Source organism: Streptomyces yerevanensis (assembly GCF_000716805.1).
GTDB lineage: Bacteria > Actinomycetota > Actinomycetes > Streptomycetales > Streptomycetaceae > Streptomyces > Streptomyces flaveus.
This window is the reverse complement of the sequence record NZ_JNWJ01000037.1, coordinates 1-16413: the sequence shown is the minus strand read 5'-3', so window position 1 is coordinate 16413 and position 16413 is coordinate 1. Positions and strand designations below refer to the sequence as shown.

Genomic DNA, 16413 nt, shown 5'->3' with positions numbered 1-16413 from the left:
GAATTACACCCACGTCCGGGGGCGGTAGCGGTTGGCGCGCTCCACCAGATCGATCCTCTCCTCGCCACCTTGGGCGAGCCGGGCCAGTGTCCGGTACGAGCGCTCCAGACCGAAACGGAGGCCTCGCTCGTCCAGGTCACTGCCGAGCAGTACGGTACGCGCCGGTGTGCTCGGTGGCGCGGAACCCCGGCTCCCGGAGAGTACCCAGTCCAGGGCGCAGCCAAGGACCTCTGTGGACAACTGCTCGCGGCGGACCGCGTCCAGACCGTATCCGCCGAGCGCCTCGATCTGGCTCGCCGCCGCGGTCAGGTCGTCCAGGAACTGAGCGTCCGGCGCCGCGTTCATGCGGTGCCGCAGTCGTGCCCGTACGGCGGCGACGCGGGCCGCCGTGTAATGGATGTTCGCCTCCGGCACCGACTCCAGGGTCCGTACGGCCCCCCGCCGGTCGCCCGCCGCCAGCTGTACGCGGGCCAGTCCGAACGCCGCGCTCACATAGCTCGGGTCGGTCGTCCACACCAGGCGGTAGTACTCGGCGGCGTTGTCCAGCTGCCCGAGGACCTCCGCGCACAGGCCGAGGGCCAGCTTGGGGGCGGGCTCGCCGGGGAACGCGTCGTAGATCGCGTCGAAGGACAGCGCCGCCACCTCGTGGTCGCCGGTCGCGAGCGCGGCGACCCCGCGATACCAGACCACCCGCCAGTCGTCGGGGTGGTCCGCCTCCAGGGCCGCGAGTGTCCCGGTGGCGCTCTCCAGCTCGCCCATCTCCAGGCGGGCCCGCAGTTCGCGCAGCCGCAGCTCCAGGGAGCCGGTGGGCGCCGCGTGCAGCGCGGAGATCAGCTCCGCGGGCGCGGACGCCATGAGGGCGGCGAGGAAACCGGCGTTCGGGTCGCCGGGGTCGACCCGGGGGACCGGCAGCGCGAGGGCGCTGGCCGCGCTTTGGACGGGCTTGACCAGGGCGGTCGGCGGCGGCGCGAGGGCGCCGACTGCGCTGTGGGCGGGGGCGGCATTGGCGGCTCCGCCGCCTGCCTGCCCGGCGCCTCCGGCGCCGAAAGTGTTGGCGGCTGCGCCGCCGGACGGTGCGGCGCCCCCGCTGCCGAGAGCGCCAGCGCCTCCGGCGCCAGGACCGCCCGCCTGCCCGGCGCCTCCGGCGCCAAGAGCGTTAGCGGCTCCGCCGCCCACCAGCGCGGCACCTCCGGTGCCTGAAGAAACGGCTGCACCCCCGTTGCCCGCGGCAAGCGCCCGGCCCCCGTTGGCCCCGACAAGCACCCGGCGCCGCCGTCCCACCGGCACCGCCCGCGCTCCCAGCCGCGACACATCCCCGTCCAGCCGCCCGAACAACTCCGTGTCCGTGACCTTCAGTTCGGGTCCGAAGAGCGTGGACAGCGAGGGGCGGGGGCGGCCCGTCTGCAGCGCCACGACCTCGCGCAGGACGCCCGTCAGCTGCTCGGCCATCTCCTGCGCGGAGGCGAACCGGCGGGCCGGGTCGGGGTCGGTGGCGCGTACGAGAAGCCGGTAGAACGACTCGTACTGGCGGAAGACCTCGATGTTGTCGGGGTCGGGCAGGGAGTCCACGAAGACGTTCGTGTAGCCCTGGAAGTCGAAGGTCAGCACCGCGAGCGTACGGGCGACGGTGTAGAGGTCGGAGGCGACCGACGGGCCGAGCTCGGCGACCTCCGGCGCCTGGTAGCCGACCGTGCCGTAGATGGCCGACTCGTCGTCGTCCATCCTGCGCACCGCGCCCATGTCGATCAGCTTGAGCTGGTCCTCGGTCTGGATCGCGTTGTCGACCTTGAAGTCGCAGTACAGCAGGTTGCGGCTGTGCAGATGCCCGAGTGCCTCGAGCGCCTCGATGCCGTACGCGCAGGCCTGCTCCACCGGCAGCGGGTCACGCTTCCCGGCGGGCGTACGACGCTCGTTGGCGATCTCCTTGAGGGACTTGCCGCCGACGTACTCCATGACGATGTAGCCGTCGAGGGAGCCCGTGCGCTGGTCGAGGTGCTCGACGAAGTTGTAGATCCGCACGATGTTGGAGTGCTCGATCTCGGCGAGGAAGCGACGCTCCGATATCGCGGCGGCCATCGCGTCCTGGTCGCCCGTGTCGAGCAGGCCCTTGAGTACCACCCAGCGGTCGGACACCGCGCGGTCCACGGCGAGGTAGACCCAGCCGAGCCCGCCGTGCGCGAGGCAGCCGACCACCTCGTACTGGCCGTGCACGACGTCGCCCGCGCCCAGCTTCGGCACGAACGAGTACGGGTGGCCGCACTTGGTGCAGAAACCCTCCGTACGCCCCGGCCTCTCACCCCGCGAACGTCCCACCGGCGCCCCGCAGTCGGAGCGCGAGCAGAACCGCTTGCGCTCGGGCACCTCGGGGTTCTCCTGGACCATCGCGCGCGGATCGGGGCGCGGCACGTCCGGGACCTGGACGAGGCCGACGCCCAGCCGGCCGCGGCCGGAGGATCCGGCCGTCGAACCGGAGCTGCGCACCGACACCGAACGGCCCGACGTCCGTCCCGACAACGAGCGCGACAGACGCCCCGACACCGAGCGCCGGGACTGCGAGGAGCGTGCCGAGCGCGACGACGACCGGGAACTGGAGCGCGAGCTGGCACTGCCGCGGCCGGAGCCGCGCGAGCCCTTCCCGCCCGCCGTGATCCCGGTCGGCGGTGAGCCGACCATGCCGCTCGAGGAGACGACCGGCGCCAGACCGCAGGTGTCGCAGTACAACTCGCCGCCGCCCACGTCCTCGTACGCCCCCGTGCAACCGGGGCGCTGGCACTGCTTCCGCTCGCCCGCGTTCTCTTCGCTCATGAGTCCCCCCTCCGGTCCTGTGGTCCCCCGTGGCCGGCCTGGCCGGGGACCTTGGGCACCAGCAAGTCGGCGGCCGCGTGCTGGTAGCGCAGCACCGCCTGTTCCGCCACGCGCAGATCGCAGGGCGCGCTCCACAGCATGCGGCGCGCCGCGTCATAGCGCTCCACGAGCAGCGGGTCCTCGGCGAAGCCGTGCCGGGCGACCTTCGCCTTGTACGCGTCGAGCCGGCCGCGCAGCTCCGCGCGGACCGCGAGCGGCGCGGTGACGGCCGTCAACGACTCGCGTGCGCGCAGGAGTTCGTCCTCGGCCCTCTGCTCCAGGGCCTCAAGGAGCGGCGAGAGGCGGTGCCACTGCGCGTGTCTGCGGTACTCGGCGGCCGTCGCCAGCTGCTCCTGCAGCGCGGTCGGCGGGCCGCTGACCGCGGGCACCTCCGATGCGGCGATCTTCGCCAGCACCTCACCGCGCGCGGAGCGCGCCTCGGCAAGGGTGCGGTCCGCGCGCGAGAGCGTGTCCCGCAGCTTCACCAGCCGCGCCTCCGCGTCCTGCCGCACGCTCAGCACCGCGTCGATCTCGCGGCGCACATCCTCCAGCGCGCGCGCCTCGCGGTCGTAACGCGTGGTGTCGGGCCGCCCGCCGCCCGGCGCCGAACTGCCCTGTGTGGGCAGCCAGAACGCCAGCGGATCGGACACCACCTGCTCACGCAGCGACGTCAGCGTGCGCGTGATCCGCTCCAGGTCGTCGCCCGCCGGGTGCTCCCCGGGGCGTACGCCCACGGAGTGCGCGAGCTGGCGGGTGCGCTGCAGCTCCGCGGCCAGCAGGTCGATCCGCGCGGGCAGCGCCGACCAGACGGCGTCGGCGGCGACGACCATGTCGAGGGACTGCGCGTACAACTCGTTCATACGCTCCACGAGTTCGACCAGGGTGAAGCGCTCGCTGAGCTTCCCCGTGCCGGCCATCGTGGGTGCGGAGGCGGTCGCGGCGGCGCTGCCCGCCACCGTGACGCTCTCGCCGCGCAGCAGCTCCGTCAGCTCCACGAGGTCGTCGCGGTTCGGCCAGCGCCTGCGGGAGCGCACGTCACGCGCGGAGCGCAGGGCGTCCGCGTACGCGTCGAAGTACGTCCACAGGAGCGAGATCGACGCCTCGGCGGCCGTCCAGCGCTCCCGGGTCGTCCCCGTGAGCTCGGCGCCTTCGAGGAGTCTGCGGCCCGCGTGGTCCTGCAGGGCGAGGAGCGAGGTCTCGATGGCCTCGTGCTCCGCGCCGAGCCGCGCCAGCGCACGGTCCACCTCGTCCCGGTCCATTACCGGCCCGGAGGGTCCCGTGACGCCCATCGATCACCTCTCGCTCTCAGTCGTTCCCTGTGCGCGTTCCCCCGCGCTCCGGGCAACTCTCCAGTGGTATCAGGTTGGTGGTATCAGCTTGGCCGCCGGAACCCGGCTCCGGCTACTGGTACTTGACGGGCGGTGGTCCCGCCGGTTTCTTGATGGTCGGCTTGAGCCACTTGTCGTACGACTGCTGCCAGCCGTTCTCGCGGTAGTCCACCAGTACTTGGTTGACCCGGCGCACCAGGTCCTCGGCGTCTTTGTTCATCGCCACTCCGTAGTACTCGGTCGTGAACGGCTCCCCCTTGAGTTCGACCGTCGGGTCCTGCGCTGCCTGGCTCGCGGCGAGCGCGCCGTCGGTCACCACGGCGTCGACCTCACCGAGCTGGAGCCTCACCAGGCAGTCGAGCTGGTTGGGCACGGTGGTCCTGATGTCGGCGGAGGCGACCAGCTTGCCGGACTTCTTGTCCGCGACCAGGGTCTCCCAGGCGGTGGAAGTCGCCGCCGTGCAGATCTTCTTGTTCGCCAGGGTCGCGTCGTACCCCTTGATGTCCGAGGTCTTCGGGGCCAGGACCTGCTGGCCGGTCTCGAAGTAGGGCGAGGAGAAGGCGACGTCCTTCAGCCGGTCGCAGGAGATCGTCATCGTGCGGACCACCATGTCGACGCGGCCGTCCTCAATCGCCGGGATCCGCTCGTTGGTGGGGATGGCGCGGAACCGGATCGCGCTCCGGTCGCCGAGGATCTCGCCCGCTATCGCGTGCGCGAGATCGATGTCGAAGCCCTCCAGCTCGCTGGTCTCCAGGTCGCTGTTCGGATCGCGGTAGCCCCAGCGGTAGCTGTTCTGGTCGACGCCCACCACCAGCTGGCCGCGGTCCCGGATCTTCTGGATCGTCTCGCCGTTCTCGTCGCCGGACGGCGCAAGGCTCTGGTCCTGCGGGTCGGTGCACTCCTCGGCCTTGGTCTGCGTGCCGCTGGCCACACCCTGGCCGCCGATGCCCGTGCTGCCGTCCCCTCGGGACTGCGTCAGCGGCAGCACCAGCGCGAAGACCGCCGTCAGGGCCAGGACGACCGCCATCGCGCCGACGCCGCCCCAGCCCTTCAGAGCGGCCCGTACACGTCGTGCCTTCATCGTCATGCCCCCTCTCACCGGTACTCCGACAGCCGGCGCCCGATACCGAGCACCGCACCCGAGGCGCCCAGCACCGCGAGCACCGCGGCGCCCACCGGAAGCCCCGTCATCGCGCCCTTGCCGTCCGCGGCCGCCACCTCGAACTCGCCCTGCTCATGCTTGAGCGCCTTGTCGAGATCCTTGTCCACGTTGACGAAGCACTGGCCCGTCGGCTCCTTGTCATTGGAGCCGATCACCTTGTCCAGCGCGCCCTGGTAGTCGCCCGAGTCGTCAGCCTTGCGGGCGACCTTGTGCCGGTCCTGCCAGACCTGCATATTGGCCGTCGCGCCCTTCACCGGGGACTCGCCCGCACTGTCGTCGGCGAGGTTCTCGGCGGCAGCCAGCTTGGCGGAGAGGTCCTTCATCTGCGCTTTGTAGTCGTTGTCGTACGCGTCCACGACCTCGCCGTCGACCTTCTTGGTCTCGGCGCCCCGGCTGACCAGCGTCAGGGTCTCGTTGCCGCGGGCCTTGAGGGAGGCGATACGGGCGTCGTTCAGCACGTTCAGCGAACGTACCCCGTGGTCGTACGAGTCGTTCAGCCCTGCCCTGGCGAGGCTGTGGCCGACCACCAGCCAGAGCAGCACCACCGTGGAGGCGGCGGTCGCGGTGACCAGGCCGTGGTTCAGTACCCGGTTCGTACGGTGGAAGTTGCGCCGCTGGGCCCAGACCAGGCCGCCGATCGCGAGGACGCCGGCGCCGATCGCTATCCACGGGTAGGGCGTCGCGGCGTCGTAGTCGGAACGCAGCCGCTGGTTCTCCATCTTGTAGAGATCCTCGGCGTCCTTGAGCATGACCTGCATCTTCGCGTTGGCGTAGCGCAGGTAGGCGCCGCCGAGAGGGTAGCCCTGCCGGTTGTTGGACCGGGCGCGCTCGACGAGGCCCTTGTACTCGGGCAGCCGCTTGTTCAGCCGTGTGATGGTCTCCTCCGACTTGGAGCCCGGCTCGGAGTTGGCCGCCGCGTTGATCAGCCTGTCCGCGGCCGTGTTGATGCCCTGCTCGTACTCCTGGCGGGACTCGGTGGTCTCCTGGCCGCCCGCGAGGAAGCCGCTGGAGGCCGCGGTGTTGGCGGTGGCGAGCGAGCGGTAGATGAGCGCGGCGTCGGCGCTCAGCGGCTGGCTGCTGTTCAGTACGTTGTCGGCGGCGTCCGACCGCTCCGTCATCTGCCAGGCGGTCATCGAGCCGAACGCCACGAGGAGCAGGGCCAGCGCGGCACCGATGATGCGCAGCCGCCCCGGCTCCGTCGTCGCCGCGGCACGCAGTTGGTCGACGCCTTCCGCCCAGGCCGTACGGCGCGGGGGCGTCGGGTCGGGCCCGCCGGGCACGGCAGGGCCGGGCTGCGCGGCGGGTGCGGCCGGTGGCACCGCGACCGGTGGACCTGGCTGCGGCGGCATGGCGGGCATCGTGGGCGGTCCCGCGCCAGGTGGCGCCGAGCCGCCGTTCGGCGTGTATGTCACTTGACCTCCCCCATGGTCATCCCTCCGTCACGTCCGCCCGCACGTCAGGACGCACGGGAAGAGGTGCACGGCCGCAAGTATCCCCGCCAGGACTGACATCGCACAGCCCCAGACTGGATCTTGTTCGTATCGCAGTGCAATTCGTACCGCAGCGCAACCATGAATACGCGATCCAGGACCCTACGGTTCCCTGCGCCCGCCCTCGTAATGCGCCCGCACGCGCGCGTGCACCTCGTCGGACACCCCTAGGTGATCGAGGCCGAGCAGCGCGGCGCCCAGGACGGGGCTCGCGGTGACCACCCGGGGTACGGCCTTGGGGGCGCGTTCGGCCAGCAGTTCCCTTGTCCGGTCGTCGAGTTGGGGGTGCCGGGCCGCCAGGATGCCGCCGCCGAGAAGTACGGGGGCCTCCTCGTCGAGCAGTTCCAGACGGGACAGGGCGACGCTCGCCATGACCGCCACCTCCTCCGCGAGCCGGTCGACCAGCGCGCGGGCCACCGGGTCGCCGGCCGCCGCCGTGGCGAACAGGACCGGAGTCAGCTCGTGACGCCGCTCGTGCCTCAGATGCCCGAGGTGAAAGGCCTCGATCAGCGCGTACATGGAGTCGAGGCCGAAGTGGGCGGGCAGGGCGCGGGCCAGCACGGTCGGGCCGCCCCGGCCGTCCTCGGCGCGCGCCGCATGCCAGATGGCCTCCTCGGCGAGGCCCCCGCCGCCGCCCCAGTCACCGGAGAGGCGGCCGATGGCGGGAAAGCGGGCGATGCGTCCGTCGGGCCGCATGCCGACGCAGTTGATGCCCGCGCCGCACACCACCGCCACTCCGCGCGGCTCGGCGACCCCGGCGCGCAGGATCGCGAAAGTGTCGTTGCGCACCTCGACACTCGTGCCCCACGCGCGCGCGTGCAGCGCGGCGGCCAACTGCTCCTCCTCGACAGGCAGATCGGCGTTGGCAAGACACGCGGACACGTGGTCCACGGCCGTGACCCCCGCCTCGGAGAAGGCCCGGTCGACGGCCTCGGACAGGGTGTCCATCGCCTGCCGCACCCCGACCACGGGCGGCCGGAAACCGCCCGCGCGCGCCTCGGCGAGCACCCGCCCGTCCCGCGCGACGACGGCCACGTCGGTCTTGCTGTTCCCGGCGTCGATGGCGAGAACACCCGCTCTCACGCCCACGCGAGGTGCTCCCGGTTGTGCGCGAGCAACCGGTCGGTGAGGGCGTCGGCGTACGCGTACTGGCCCACCAGGGGATGCGCGAGCAGCGCACGGAACACCCGCTCGCGGCCACCGTGCAGCGCGGCCCGAAGCGCCAGGTCCTCGTACGCGGTGACGTTCGCCATCAGGCCCACGTACAGCGGATCCACCGACGGCACCGGCAGCGGAGTGGCCCCGCTGGATCCGACAGCCGCCTGCACTTCGATGACGGCGTCGTCCGGCAGGAAGGGCAGCGTCCCCTTGTTGTACGTGTTCACGACCTGGTACGGACTTCCCACCCCACCACCGAGCAGCGAGGCCGCGAGGTCCACGGCCGCCTCCGAGTAGTACGCCCCGCCCCGCTTGCCGAGCAGGGCAGGCTTCTCGGCAAGCTCCGGGTCGCCGTACATCTTCAGCAACTGCCGCTCCATCTCCGCCACTTCGGCGGCCCGCGACGGCTTCGTACGCTGCTCCCGTACGACCTCGTCGTGCGCGTAGAAGTAGCGCAGGTAGTAGGAGGGGACGACGCCGAGGCGGTCGAGGACGTCGCGGGGCAGGCGCAGATCGGCGGCGATGGCCTCGCCGTGCTCGGCCAGCAGCTTCGGCAGGACGTTCTCGCCCTCGGGCCCCCCGAGTCGTACACCCGTCTCCCAGGTGAGGTGGTTGAGCCCGACGTGATCGAGGTGGATGTCGACGGGCGCGACGCCGAGCAGCCCGGCGAACTTCCGCTGGAAACCGATCGCCACATTGCACAGCCCGACCGCTTTGTGACCGGCTTCCAGCAGGGCGCGGGTCACGATGCCGACCGGATTGGTGAAGTCGATGATCCAGGCACCCGGATTCGTCCGCCGTACGCGCTCCGCGATGTCCAGCACCACCGGCACCGTACGCAGCGCCTTCGCGAGACCGCCCGCACCGGTCGTCTCCTGGCCGACACAGCCGCACTCCAGGGGCCAGGTCTCGTCCTGCTCACGCGCGGCCTGTCCGCCGACGCGCAGTTGCAGCAGGACCGCGTCGGCGCCGTCGATGCCCGCGTCCAGGTCGGAGGTCGTGACGATGCTCCCGCCGTGCCCCTGCCGGGCGAAGATGCGCCGCGCCAAGCCGCCGACCAGCTCAAGACGTTCGGCCGCCGGGTCGACGAGCACCAGCTCCTCGACGGGCAGGGTGTCCCTCAACCGGGCGAAGCCGTCGATGAGTTCGGGGGTGTAGGTCGAACCTCCGCCCACTACTGCCAGTTTCACGCTCAGTCAGCCCTTCACTCCGGTCAGCGTGACACCCTCGATGAACGCCTTCTGCGCGAAGAAGAACACGATGATCACGGGGGCCATGACCAGCAGGGTCGCGGCCATGGTCAGATTCCAGTTCGTATGGTGGTTGTCCTTGAACGACTCAAGTCCGTAACTGAGCGTCCAGGCCGCCGGATTGTCGCTCGCGTAGATCTGCGGGCCGAAGTAGTCGTTCCAGCAGTAGAAGAACTGGAACAGCGCGACGGCCGCGATCCCCGGTTTGGCCAGCGGCACGACGATCCGCAGCAGCGTGCGCAGCTCACCGCAGCCGTCGACCTTCGCCGCGTCCAGGTACTCGTTCGGAATGGTCAGCAGGAACTGGCGCAGCAGGAAGATGCTGAAGGCGTCGCCGAAAGCCATCGGGATGATCAGCGGCCACAGCGAGCCGGTCATGTGCATCTGCTTGGCCCAGAACAGGTACATCGGCACGATGATCACCTGCGGCGGCAGCATCATCGCGGAGATGACGAGCATCGTCGCGATCCGCCGGCCGCGGAAGCGGAACTTCGCCAGGGCGTACGCCACCGGAAGGCTGGAGATGACGGTGAAGAGGGTGCCCAGGCCCGCGTACATCAGGGTGTTGCGCCACCAGGTCAGAAAGCCGGGAGCGTTCCAGACGTTCGCGTAGTTGTCCCAGTTCCAGGACCTCGGCCACAGGGCGCTGGTCAGCGCCTGCCGATCGTCCATCAGGGACGTGAGCAGGATGAACACGAACGGCATGACGAAGAACAGCGCGGCGGCGATGCCCAGGCAGTGCACGGCGATCCAGTGCAGCAGCGCCTTGCGCCGGGCGGTACGGGCCGCGGGGCTCCGGCCGGCCGTGCCGAGCGGGCCGACGGGTTTGGTGGGGACAGATGGGCGGGTGGTGACGGTGTGGGTCATGGAGATCAGTCCTCCACCGTGATCAGGCCGCCGCGGCGGCGCATCAGCAGCGCGGTGAACGCCATGGACAGAGCGAACAGCACAAGGGCGACCACGCAGGCGGAGCCGGTGTCGAAGCGCTGGAAGCCCAGGCTGTAGATGAGCTGGGGCAGGGTCAGCGTGGATTTCCCCGGGTAGCCGGGCTCGTAGATCTGGCCGGCTCCGGCGCCGATGACACCGCTGGCCGTCTTACCGGCGATGAGCGGCTGCGTGTAGTACTGCATCGTCTGGATCACGCCGGTGACCACGGCGAACAGCACGATGGGCGAGATGTTCGGCAGAGTGACGTAGCGGAAGCGCTTCCAGGAGCCCGCGCCGTCCAGCTCGGCGGCCTCGTACTGCTCCTTGGGCACATCGAGCAGCGCCGCCATGAAGATGACCATGAGGTCGCCGATGCCCCACAGCGCGAGCAGCGTCAGGGCCGGCTTGGACCAGGTCGGGTCGTTGAACCAGCCCGGCTGCGGCAGGCCCAGATCACCGAGCACCTGGTTGACCGGGCCGGTGCCGGGGTTGAGCAGAAAGGCGAAGGCCAGGGTCGCGGCGACGGGCGGTGCGAGATACGGGAGGTAGAAGAAGGTACGGAACACACCCGCACCCGTCTTGATCTTCGTGATCAGCAGCCCGACGCCGAGCCCGAACACCACCCGGGCCGCCACCATGACCACCACGAGCCACAGGGTGTTGCGCATCGCGGCCCAGAAGAAGGGATATTGGCTGAAGACGTAGGTCCAGTTGGTGAGCCCGTTGAAGGTGGGCGGCTTGAAGCCGTCGTACTTCATGAAGGAGAAGTAGACGGTCGACAGCAGCGGATAGACGAAGAAGACGCTGAAACCGATGAGCCAGGGGGAGAGGAACGCCAGCGTGCGCAGCCCCTCCCGGCGGCGCTTGGTACGCAGCGCCGCCGAGTGGCCGTGAAGGATCGTCATCGGGCTGCTACTTCGCCTTGGCGATGTCGGTGTCGATCTGCTTCGCGACCTTCGCAAGCCCCGCGTCCAGGCCCTTCTCCTTGCCGGACTCGTAGTCGTACGCGAAGTTCTGCAGGGTCTCCTGGTACGCGCTGCCGTTGACCGCGGCGGGCGCGGTGTTGCTGTTCGGGTTTTCGGCGATCTTGACGAAGGCCTGCATCGTCGCGTCGTTCTCGAGCTTCGGGGACTTCAGCGCCTCGAAGGTCGAGGGGACGTTGTTGATGGCGTTGGCGAAGGAGACGACCGCGTCGGTGTTCGTGGTCATGTACTTCACCAGCTCCCAGGCGGCGTTCTGCTTGCTGCTGGTGCTGGCGAGGCCGATGATCGTGCCGGTCAGGAAGCCCTTGCCGTATGTGTCCGCCTGGTCGTCCGGGACCGGGAACGGCGCGACCCCCACCTCGAAGTCGACGCCCGCGTCCTTCATCATGCCGCCGCGCCACTCACCGTCGATGTTCATGGCGATCTGCCCGGTGTGCAGCGGGTTCTGGGCCGACCACTCGTCACCGAAGGTGGAGCGGTACTTCTCCAGCTTCTGGAAGCCGCCGAGCGACTTGACCATGTCCTGCTGCCAGGTCAGCAGCTCCTTGAACGCCGGGTCCTTGGCGACGTTCGACTTGCCGTCGGCGGTGAAGTACTCCGGGCTCCACTGCGCCGCGAGGTGCGGGACGGTGACCTCGTAGCCGTGGAAGTTCGGCATGAAGCCGAGCTGCGAGTAGCTGCCGCCCTTGCTCTTGGTCAGCTTGACCGCGGCGGCCTTGAACTCGGAGAGCGTCTTGGGCGGAGACGTGATGCCCGCCTCTTCGAACATCGTCTTGTTGTAGTAGAGCCCGTACGCATCGCCCAGCAGCGGCAGTGCGCAGCGCGTCCCCTCGAACTGGGTGTAGTCCAGCATCGGCTTGGGGAAGGTCTTCGCGGTGTCGATCTTCGACTTCTCCAGGAAGGGATCGAGGTCGGCGAAGACACCCGACGAACAGAACTTGCCGACGTTGCTCGTCTCCGGGGACGCCACCACGTCCGGTGCGTTCGAACCGCCCGCGCGCAGCGCCTGGTTGACTTTGTCGGCGTCGACGTTGCCGACGACCTTGACGTTGATGTTGGGGTGCGCCTTCTCGAAGGCCGCGACGTTCGCCTCGATCGCCTTGACCTCGGTGGGCGCGCTCCAGGGGTGCCAGAAGGTGATGGTGGACGGCTTGCTCGCGTCGTCGGTCGCGCCGGACGTGCTGGAACCGGTGCAGGCCGTGGCGGTCAGGGCGATCGCGGTGGCCGCGACGGCGAGACGTACGGGGGTGATTCTGGGCATGACGGAACTCCTTGGGGCGTGCGCGGGGAACTTTTGGGCGTGCGAAGGGAATTGGGCGTGCGCGGGGAGGGACGGGGCGGGCCGAGGGGCCCGCGGATCAGGCGGTACGGTCCGGCCGTACGGACCAGGAGATGGTGGATCAGGTGGTACGGGTCAGGGGGTGCGACCCGTGGTGTCGAAGACCTCGTCGCGGGTGGCCGCGAGGGCGGACTGCAGGGCGCCGGTCAGTACGGGGCTGTCGGGTGTCGTACTGAGGCGGATGGCGGGGCGGGGAACGGCCAGTTCGGCGAGCTCGGACTGGACGAGGGAGCGCAGGGGTTCGCCGCCGGCGGTGATCACGCCGCCGGCCAGGATGATCAGTTCGGGGTCGATCACCGCGACGACCGCGGCGAGTCCGGTGGCGAGCCGGGTGGCGAACTCTGCGAGCACGGCCTGCCCCGGTCCGGGGGTCTCGGCCGTACGAGCCGCTTCGGCGACCACCGCGGCGGCCTTCTCGGTGAGGGTGCCGCCGCCGCTGCCCGGTGGGGCCGTCAGCCCGTGTTCGCGGGCCAGGCGCAACACGGTCCGGCGACCGGCCAGTTCCTCGAAGCCGCCGGAGTTGCTGCGGGCGACATTGCGTACGAGCGGGGCTCCCGGCAACGGGAGGAAGGCGACTTCGCCGGCGCCTCCGGTGGCGCCCCGGTGCAGCCGGCCGCCGATCACGACCGCGGCGCCGAAGCCCCGTTCCCCCCAGAGCAGGGTGAAGTTCTCGCAGCCGCGCGCTTCGCCGATGCGCTGTTCGGCGATGGCGGCGAGGTTGACGTCGTTCTCCACTTCGAAGGGGATGGGGCCGAGCGCGGCGGCCATGTCCTCCAGCAATCGGGGTGAGTGCCAGCCGTGCAGATGGCTGGCGTAACGCAGGTTGCCGGTGGCGGGGTCGAAGGCGCCCTGCGTACCGATCACGACCCGGTGCACATCGGCCCGGTGCAGCCCGGCGTCCTTGACCGCGCCGTCGAGGGCCAGCAGTACGCGGTCGATGGCGCCCTGTGCGCTGCGGCCGGGCGTCGGCAGTTCGAACCGTCCGACGGTCTTGCCGGTGATGTCGGCGATCGCGGCACGGATACCGGTCGGGGTGACGTCGAGGCCCGCGACCCGCGCGGCGGCGGGGTTCACCGCGTACAGCTGGGCGTTGGGCCCCGGCCGCCCCTCACTGGTGCCGGTCACGACGACGAGACCGGCGGCTTCCAGCCGGGCGAGGAGCTGCGAGGCAGTCGGCTTGGAGAGGCCGGTGAGGTTGCCGATCCTGGTCCGCGACAGCGTCCCGTGCTCCAGCAGCAGATCGAGAGCGGCCCGGTCGTTCATGGCGCGCAGGACGCGCGGGGTGCCCGGGGTACCGGCGGATCCTGCCATCGCTGTCGTCACCTGCCCTTCCGTCGGCCAGCTTTTCAGTGATCACGTGCGGGCGTCCATGCGGGACCTCGCTGGGCTCTACCCGATCACTGTTAGGAAACTTTCCTATTGGTTGTGGAAGGTAGGCCTTCGGCCACAGAGGCGTCAATACCAGCCACCGCCAGGCAACAAAGTCGTTACGTGGGGCTGTACGGCTAGGGTCGGCCCATGGCTGGCGAGGACGAAGCGCTTGTGGACCATGGCCTTCCGGACGACGCCCTTCTGGCGGAGCAGCAGGCCTACTACCGGGCCAGAGCGCCCGAGTACGACCGGGGCTATGCCGAACGCGAGGACCTACGGAACCTGCTGGCCGTGACCGACGAACTCCCCATCACCGGGGACGTGTTGGAGCTGGCCTGCGGAACGGGCCAGTGGACCGCCGCACTCGCCGCACGCGCCCACTCGGTGACCGCGCTCGACGCGGCAGCGGAGACACTGGACATCGCATGCGCCCGCGTCACATCCCCCAACGTCCTGTTCACCCAGGCCGACGTCTTCACCTGGCACCCGTCCCGCCGCTACGACACGGTCTTCTTCGCCTTCTGGCTCTCCCACGTCCCACCGTCACGACTGCCCGCCTTCTGGAACACGGTCCGCGAGGCACTCACCCCACAGGGCAAGGCGATCTTCATCGACGAGGGCCCGTCCGAGGCCTGGCGCGAGGAATTCCTCGCACCGCAGTCCGCGTCCACGGTGGTGCGCCAACTCGACGACGGCAGCCGGCATCGCATCGTGAAGGTCTTCCATGACCCCGAGACGCTGACGGGTGATCTCGCGGGGTTGGGGTGGTCGGCGGATGTGCGGCTGGTGGGCGGGAGCTTCATCGTGGGCGTGGCAGAAGCGGTGGGGGAGCGGGGCTGACGGGGGAGCGATCGCGTCAGCAACTCAGAGAGTCGGCCTGAACAGCGCGAGCAGAAGCGCCCCCGGCGGCCGCCTGTGCGCTAGCGTCCCGCGGCATGCGCATACACAGGGTGGGGACATCGCTGGTCGGGCTGCTGGCCGCAGTGGGGTTGGGCACCGCGGCCTTCGTTGTGGTGGGGTCGCCGCTGGGGTACTTCCTGTTTGAGTACGGGTGCCGGGCCGAGGAGGACAGGCTCGGGGAGGTCCTGGCGGGGGAATCCGTGCTGGGCGCACGGCCGGAGGGGGCCGGAGAGGGAGAGCCGTATCAGGGGTGCGATGACGACGATCTGTTCGTGGTCGCCGGGACGTCCTATGCCTACGGAGAGCCTCGGGAGAGCGTCCTCGCGCACTATCGGAAAGCCGCGCTGGCGGAGGGGTGGCGGGTCCGGACGAAAGACTGCTTCGCCAAGCGGATAGACGGGACGACCGCGTATCTGACGGTGGAGGGGCCGACCGACGGGTCCCTGCAGGTCGAGATCGTCGCGGACCGGGACGACAGCGACTGGTGCTGAGCGTGCCCGCACGCCGCGTCCCTCCCGGCATCGTCCGTCTTGCCGGCACGCTCGGCTCCTCGATGAACTGGCCGATCATCACTCCAGCGGCATTCAGCTGGGCCACCTCGGCCTCTCCGCCCCCGCCAGTTCCTTGCGCGGTTGCTCCACACGCTCGGCCAGGACGATGCGCCGCTGCATCACCCACGTCAGCACCCCACCCGCAAATCCCTCGTCGTCTGGTGCTCGCGCTTCCGTGATTCTCGTCGTTCCCGTGAACCATGTGCGCTCCGATCAGAACCGTTGGGGTGGGGAGCCGGGGAACATGGTGGTGTGCCTGATCTGCTGTGGGATGACGTGAAGAGTTTCTTCGACCCTGATCTGATGGGGGCGCTGCCGGATGTGCGCGTTCCGGATGCCTCGGTGGAGGACTGGCAGGTAGTCCTCGATCTTGTCGAGGCGAGGGGTTGGACGTGTCAGTACTCCGAAGGCGAGACGGTGCTGCCGGTGCCTCGGGCGGAGGCCGTGCTGTCTCGCCCGGCTCACGCCGAGTGTCCGGAGCTGCGGGTTTGGCCCACGGTTGGTGTGCTGGCGATCTTCCGTTTTCTTGACATGGATGAGGTCGACTTCGACGTCGATCTGCGGGAGTTGCAGGGCCAGGAGCGGCTCGATGCGTTCTGCGCCTTCTTGCGGGAGATCGGGCGGAGCCTGGGCAAGCCGGTGTTGATGGATCCGGAGGGAGGCCATGGCCATCCGGTGCTCGGCTTCGACGCTGAGGCCGATCGCGTCGTTCTCCTTGCTGAGCCGTTGGTCAGATGACGGCTGCCGTTGGCCAGGTTCGTAGAGCCCGGAGCGACGACGCCGTCACGGTGCTCCACGCGGCGTTCCCCTTCAACGGCGAGGACTTCGCACTCTTCCTGCGGGACGTCCCCGGAGCGATGTTCTTTCTCGGCGTCGCAAACCCGGAAGCCGACCTCAACGGGACACCGCACGCCCGGGACTTCGGCGCGGACGAGCGGGCCCTCGGTATTGGAGTCCGTGCCATGGCCGGTTTCCTGTTCAGCCGACTCACCACCTAGTGCCCCGGCAGGTAACGTTCGCCCGTCAAGGAGCGCCCGCCGCGGAGCGGCTGTGTCACCGCGGTGCGTGCTCTCGGCGTGCCGGGTGCAAGCCCTCGTACTGGACGTACTT

14 protein-coding genes are annotated in these 16413 nt (G+C 69.9%); 4 read left to right on the top strand and 10 right to left on the bottom strand.

From position 1 onward, the window contains the following. Positions 1-3: 3 nt before the first annotated feature. The 10 genes from OP79_RS31780 to OP79_RS31735 all read right to left on the bottom strand — a co-directional run bounded on the left by OP79_RS31780 (position 4) and on the right by OP79_RS31735 (position 13792). The gene (locus OP79_RS31780) at positions 4-2805 is read right to left on the bottom strand and encodes a serine/threonine-protein kinase (RefSeq protein ID WP_033325108.1); all 2802 of its coding nucleotides are present in this window, start codon (positions 2803-2805) and stop codon (positions 4-6) included. Then, positions 2802-4133 carry a hypothetical protein gene (locus OP79_RS31775; RefSeq protein WP_033325107.1) on the bottom strand — a complete coding sequence of 444 codons (1332 nt, stop codon included), beginning with the start codon at positions 4131-4133 and terminating at the stop codon, positions 2802-2804. Before OP79_RS31775 ends, OP79_RS31780 begins: the two co-directional genes overlap by 4 nt. Positions 4134-4245: 112 nt before the next feature. Beyond that, positions 4246-5253: a glutamate ABC transporter substrate-binding protein gene (locus tag OP79_RS31770; RefSeq protein WP_033325148.1), complete on the bottom strand. Its 1008-nt coding sequence runs from the start codon at positions 5251-5253 to the stop codon at positions 4246-4248. Between the two features lie 14 nt (positions 5254-5267). Continuing rightward, positions 5268-6746, bottom strand: a complete 1479-nt coding sequence (locus tag OP79_RS31765) for a hypothetical protein (protein ID WP_033325106.1) — start codon at positions 6744-6746, stop codon at positions 5268-5270. A gap of 180 nt (positions 6747-6926) precedes the next feature. After that, a complete protein-coding gene (locus OP79_RS31760; protein ID WP_033325105.1) occupies positions 6927-7913 on the bottom strand; it encodes an N-acetylglucosamine kinase in 987 nt (328 codons plus the stop codon). Further along, complete coding sequence (locus tag OP79_RS31755; protein ID WP_033325104.1) at positions 7904-9172, bottom strand: 6-phospho-beta-glucosidase; 1269 nt, start codon at positions 9170-9172, stop codon at positions 7904-7906. The genes OP79_RS31760 and OP79_RS31755 overlap by 10 nt, the downstream gene beginning before the upstream one ends. A gap of 6 nt (positions 9173-9178) precedes the next feature. Next, the gene (locus tag OP79_RS31750; RefSeq protein ID WP_033325103.1) at positions 9179-10099 is read right to left on the bottom strand and encodes a carbohydrate ABC transporter permease; all 921 of its coding nucleotides are present in this window, start codon (positions 10097-10099) and stop codon (positions 9179-9181) included. Between the two features lie 5 nt (positions 10100-10104). Continuing rightward, complete coding sequence (locus OP79_RS31745) at positions 10105-11064, bottom strand: carbohydrate ABC transporter permease (RefSeq protein ID WP_033325102.1); 960 nt, start codon at positions 11062-11064, stop codon at positions 10105-10107. A gap of 7 nt (positions 11065-11071) precedes the next feature. Then, complete coding sequence (locus OP79_RS31740) at positions 11072-12403, bottom strand: ABC transporter substrate-binding protein (RefSeq protein ID WP_033325101.1); 1332 nt, start codon at positions 12401-12403, stop codon at positions 11072-11074. Between the two features lie 153 nt (positions 12404-12556). Next, positions 12557-13792, bottom strand: coding sequence for an ROK family transcriptional regulator (locus tag OP79_RS31735; protein WP_106972525.1), 1236 nt, complete (start codon positions 13790-13792; stop codon positions 12557-12559). Positions 13793-13999: 207 nt separating this feature from the next. Between OP79_RS31735 and OP79_RS31730 the strand changes: the two genes are divergently transcribed. The 4 genes from OP79_RS31730 to OP79_RS31715 all read left to right on the top strand — a co-directional run bounded on the left by OP79_RS31730 (position 14000) and on the right by OP79_RS31715 (position 16301). Next, the gene (locus OP79_RS31730) at positions 14000-14692 is read left to right on the top strand and encodes a class I SAM-dependent methyltransferase (RefSeq protein ID WP_051745071.1); all 693 of its coding nucleotides are present in this window, start codon (positions 14000-14002) and stop codon (positions 14690-14692) included. Between the two features lie 95 nt (positions 14693-14787). Beyond that, on the top strand, positions 14788-15243 hold the full coding sequence (locus OP79_RS57285; protein ID WP_245685519.1) for a hypothetical protein: 456 nt from the start codon (positions 14788-14790) through the stop codon (positions 15241-15243). A 312-nt stretch (positions 15244-15555) separates the two neighbouring features. Next, positions 15556-16041 (top strand): hypothetical protein, encoded by a 486-nt coding sequence (locus OP79_RS31720; protein WP_211270901.1) that lies wholly within the window; start codon positions 15556-15558, stop codon positions 16039-16041. After that, the gene (locus OP79_RS31715) at positions 16038-16301 is read left to right on the top strand and encodes a hypothetical protein (RefSeq protein WP_157857389.1); all 264 of its coding nucleotides are present in this window, start codon (positions 16038-16040) and stop codon (positions 16299-16301) included. Before OP79_RS31720 ends, OP79_RS31715 begins: the two co-directional genes overlap by 4 nt. Positions 16302-16413 lie beyond the last annotated feature (112 nt).

Excerpts from the sequence above, each read along its gene's own strand:
- OP79_RS31780 (WP_033325108.1), bottom strand. The coding sequence starts at position 2,805 with ATGAGCGAAGAGAACGCGGGCGAGCGGAAGCAGTGCCAGCGCCCCGGT.
- OP79_RS31775 (WP_033325107.1), bottom strand. The coding sequence starts at position 4,133 with ATGGGCGTCACGGGACCCTCCGGGCCGGTAATGGACCGGGACGAGGTG.
- OP79_RS31770 (WP_033325148.1), bottom strand. The coding sequence starts at position 5,253 with ATGAAGGCACGACGTGTACGGGCCGCTCTGAAGGGCTGGGGCGGCGTC.
- OP79_RS31750 (WP_033325103.1), bottom strand. The coding sequence starts at position 10,099 with ATGACCCACACCGTCACCACCCGCCCATCTGTCCCCACCAAACCCGTC.
- OP79_RS31745 (WP_033325102.1), bottom strand. The coding sequence starts at position 11,064 with ATGACGATCCTTCACGGCCACTCGGCGGCGCTGCGTACCAAGCGCCGC.
- OP79_RS31740 (WP_033325101.1), bottom strand. The coding sequence starts at position 12,403 with ATGCCCAGAATCACCCCCGTACGTCTCGCCGTCGCGGCCACCGCGATC.
- OP79_RS31735 (WP_106972525.1), bottom strand. The coding sequence starts at position 13,792 with ATGGCAGGATCCGCCGGTACCCCGGGCACCCCGCGCGTCCTGCGCGCC.
- OP79_RS31730 (WP_051745071.1), top strand. The coding sequence starts at position 14,000 with ATGGCTGGCGAGGACGAAGCGCTTGTGGACCATGGCCTTCCGGACGAC.
- OP79_RS57285 (WP_245685519.1), top strand. The coding sequence starts at position 14,788 with ATGCGCATACACAGGGTGGGGACATCGCTGGTCGGGCTGCTGGCCGCA.
- OP79_RS31715 (WP_157857389.1), top strand. The coding sequence starts at position 16,038 with ATGACGGCTGCCGTTGGCCAGGTTCGTAGAGCCCGGAGCGACGACGCC.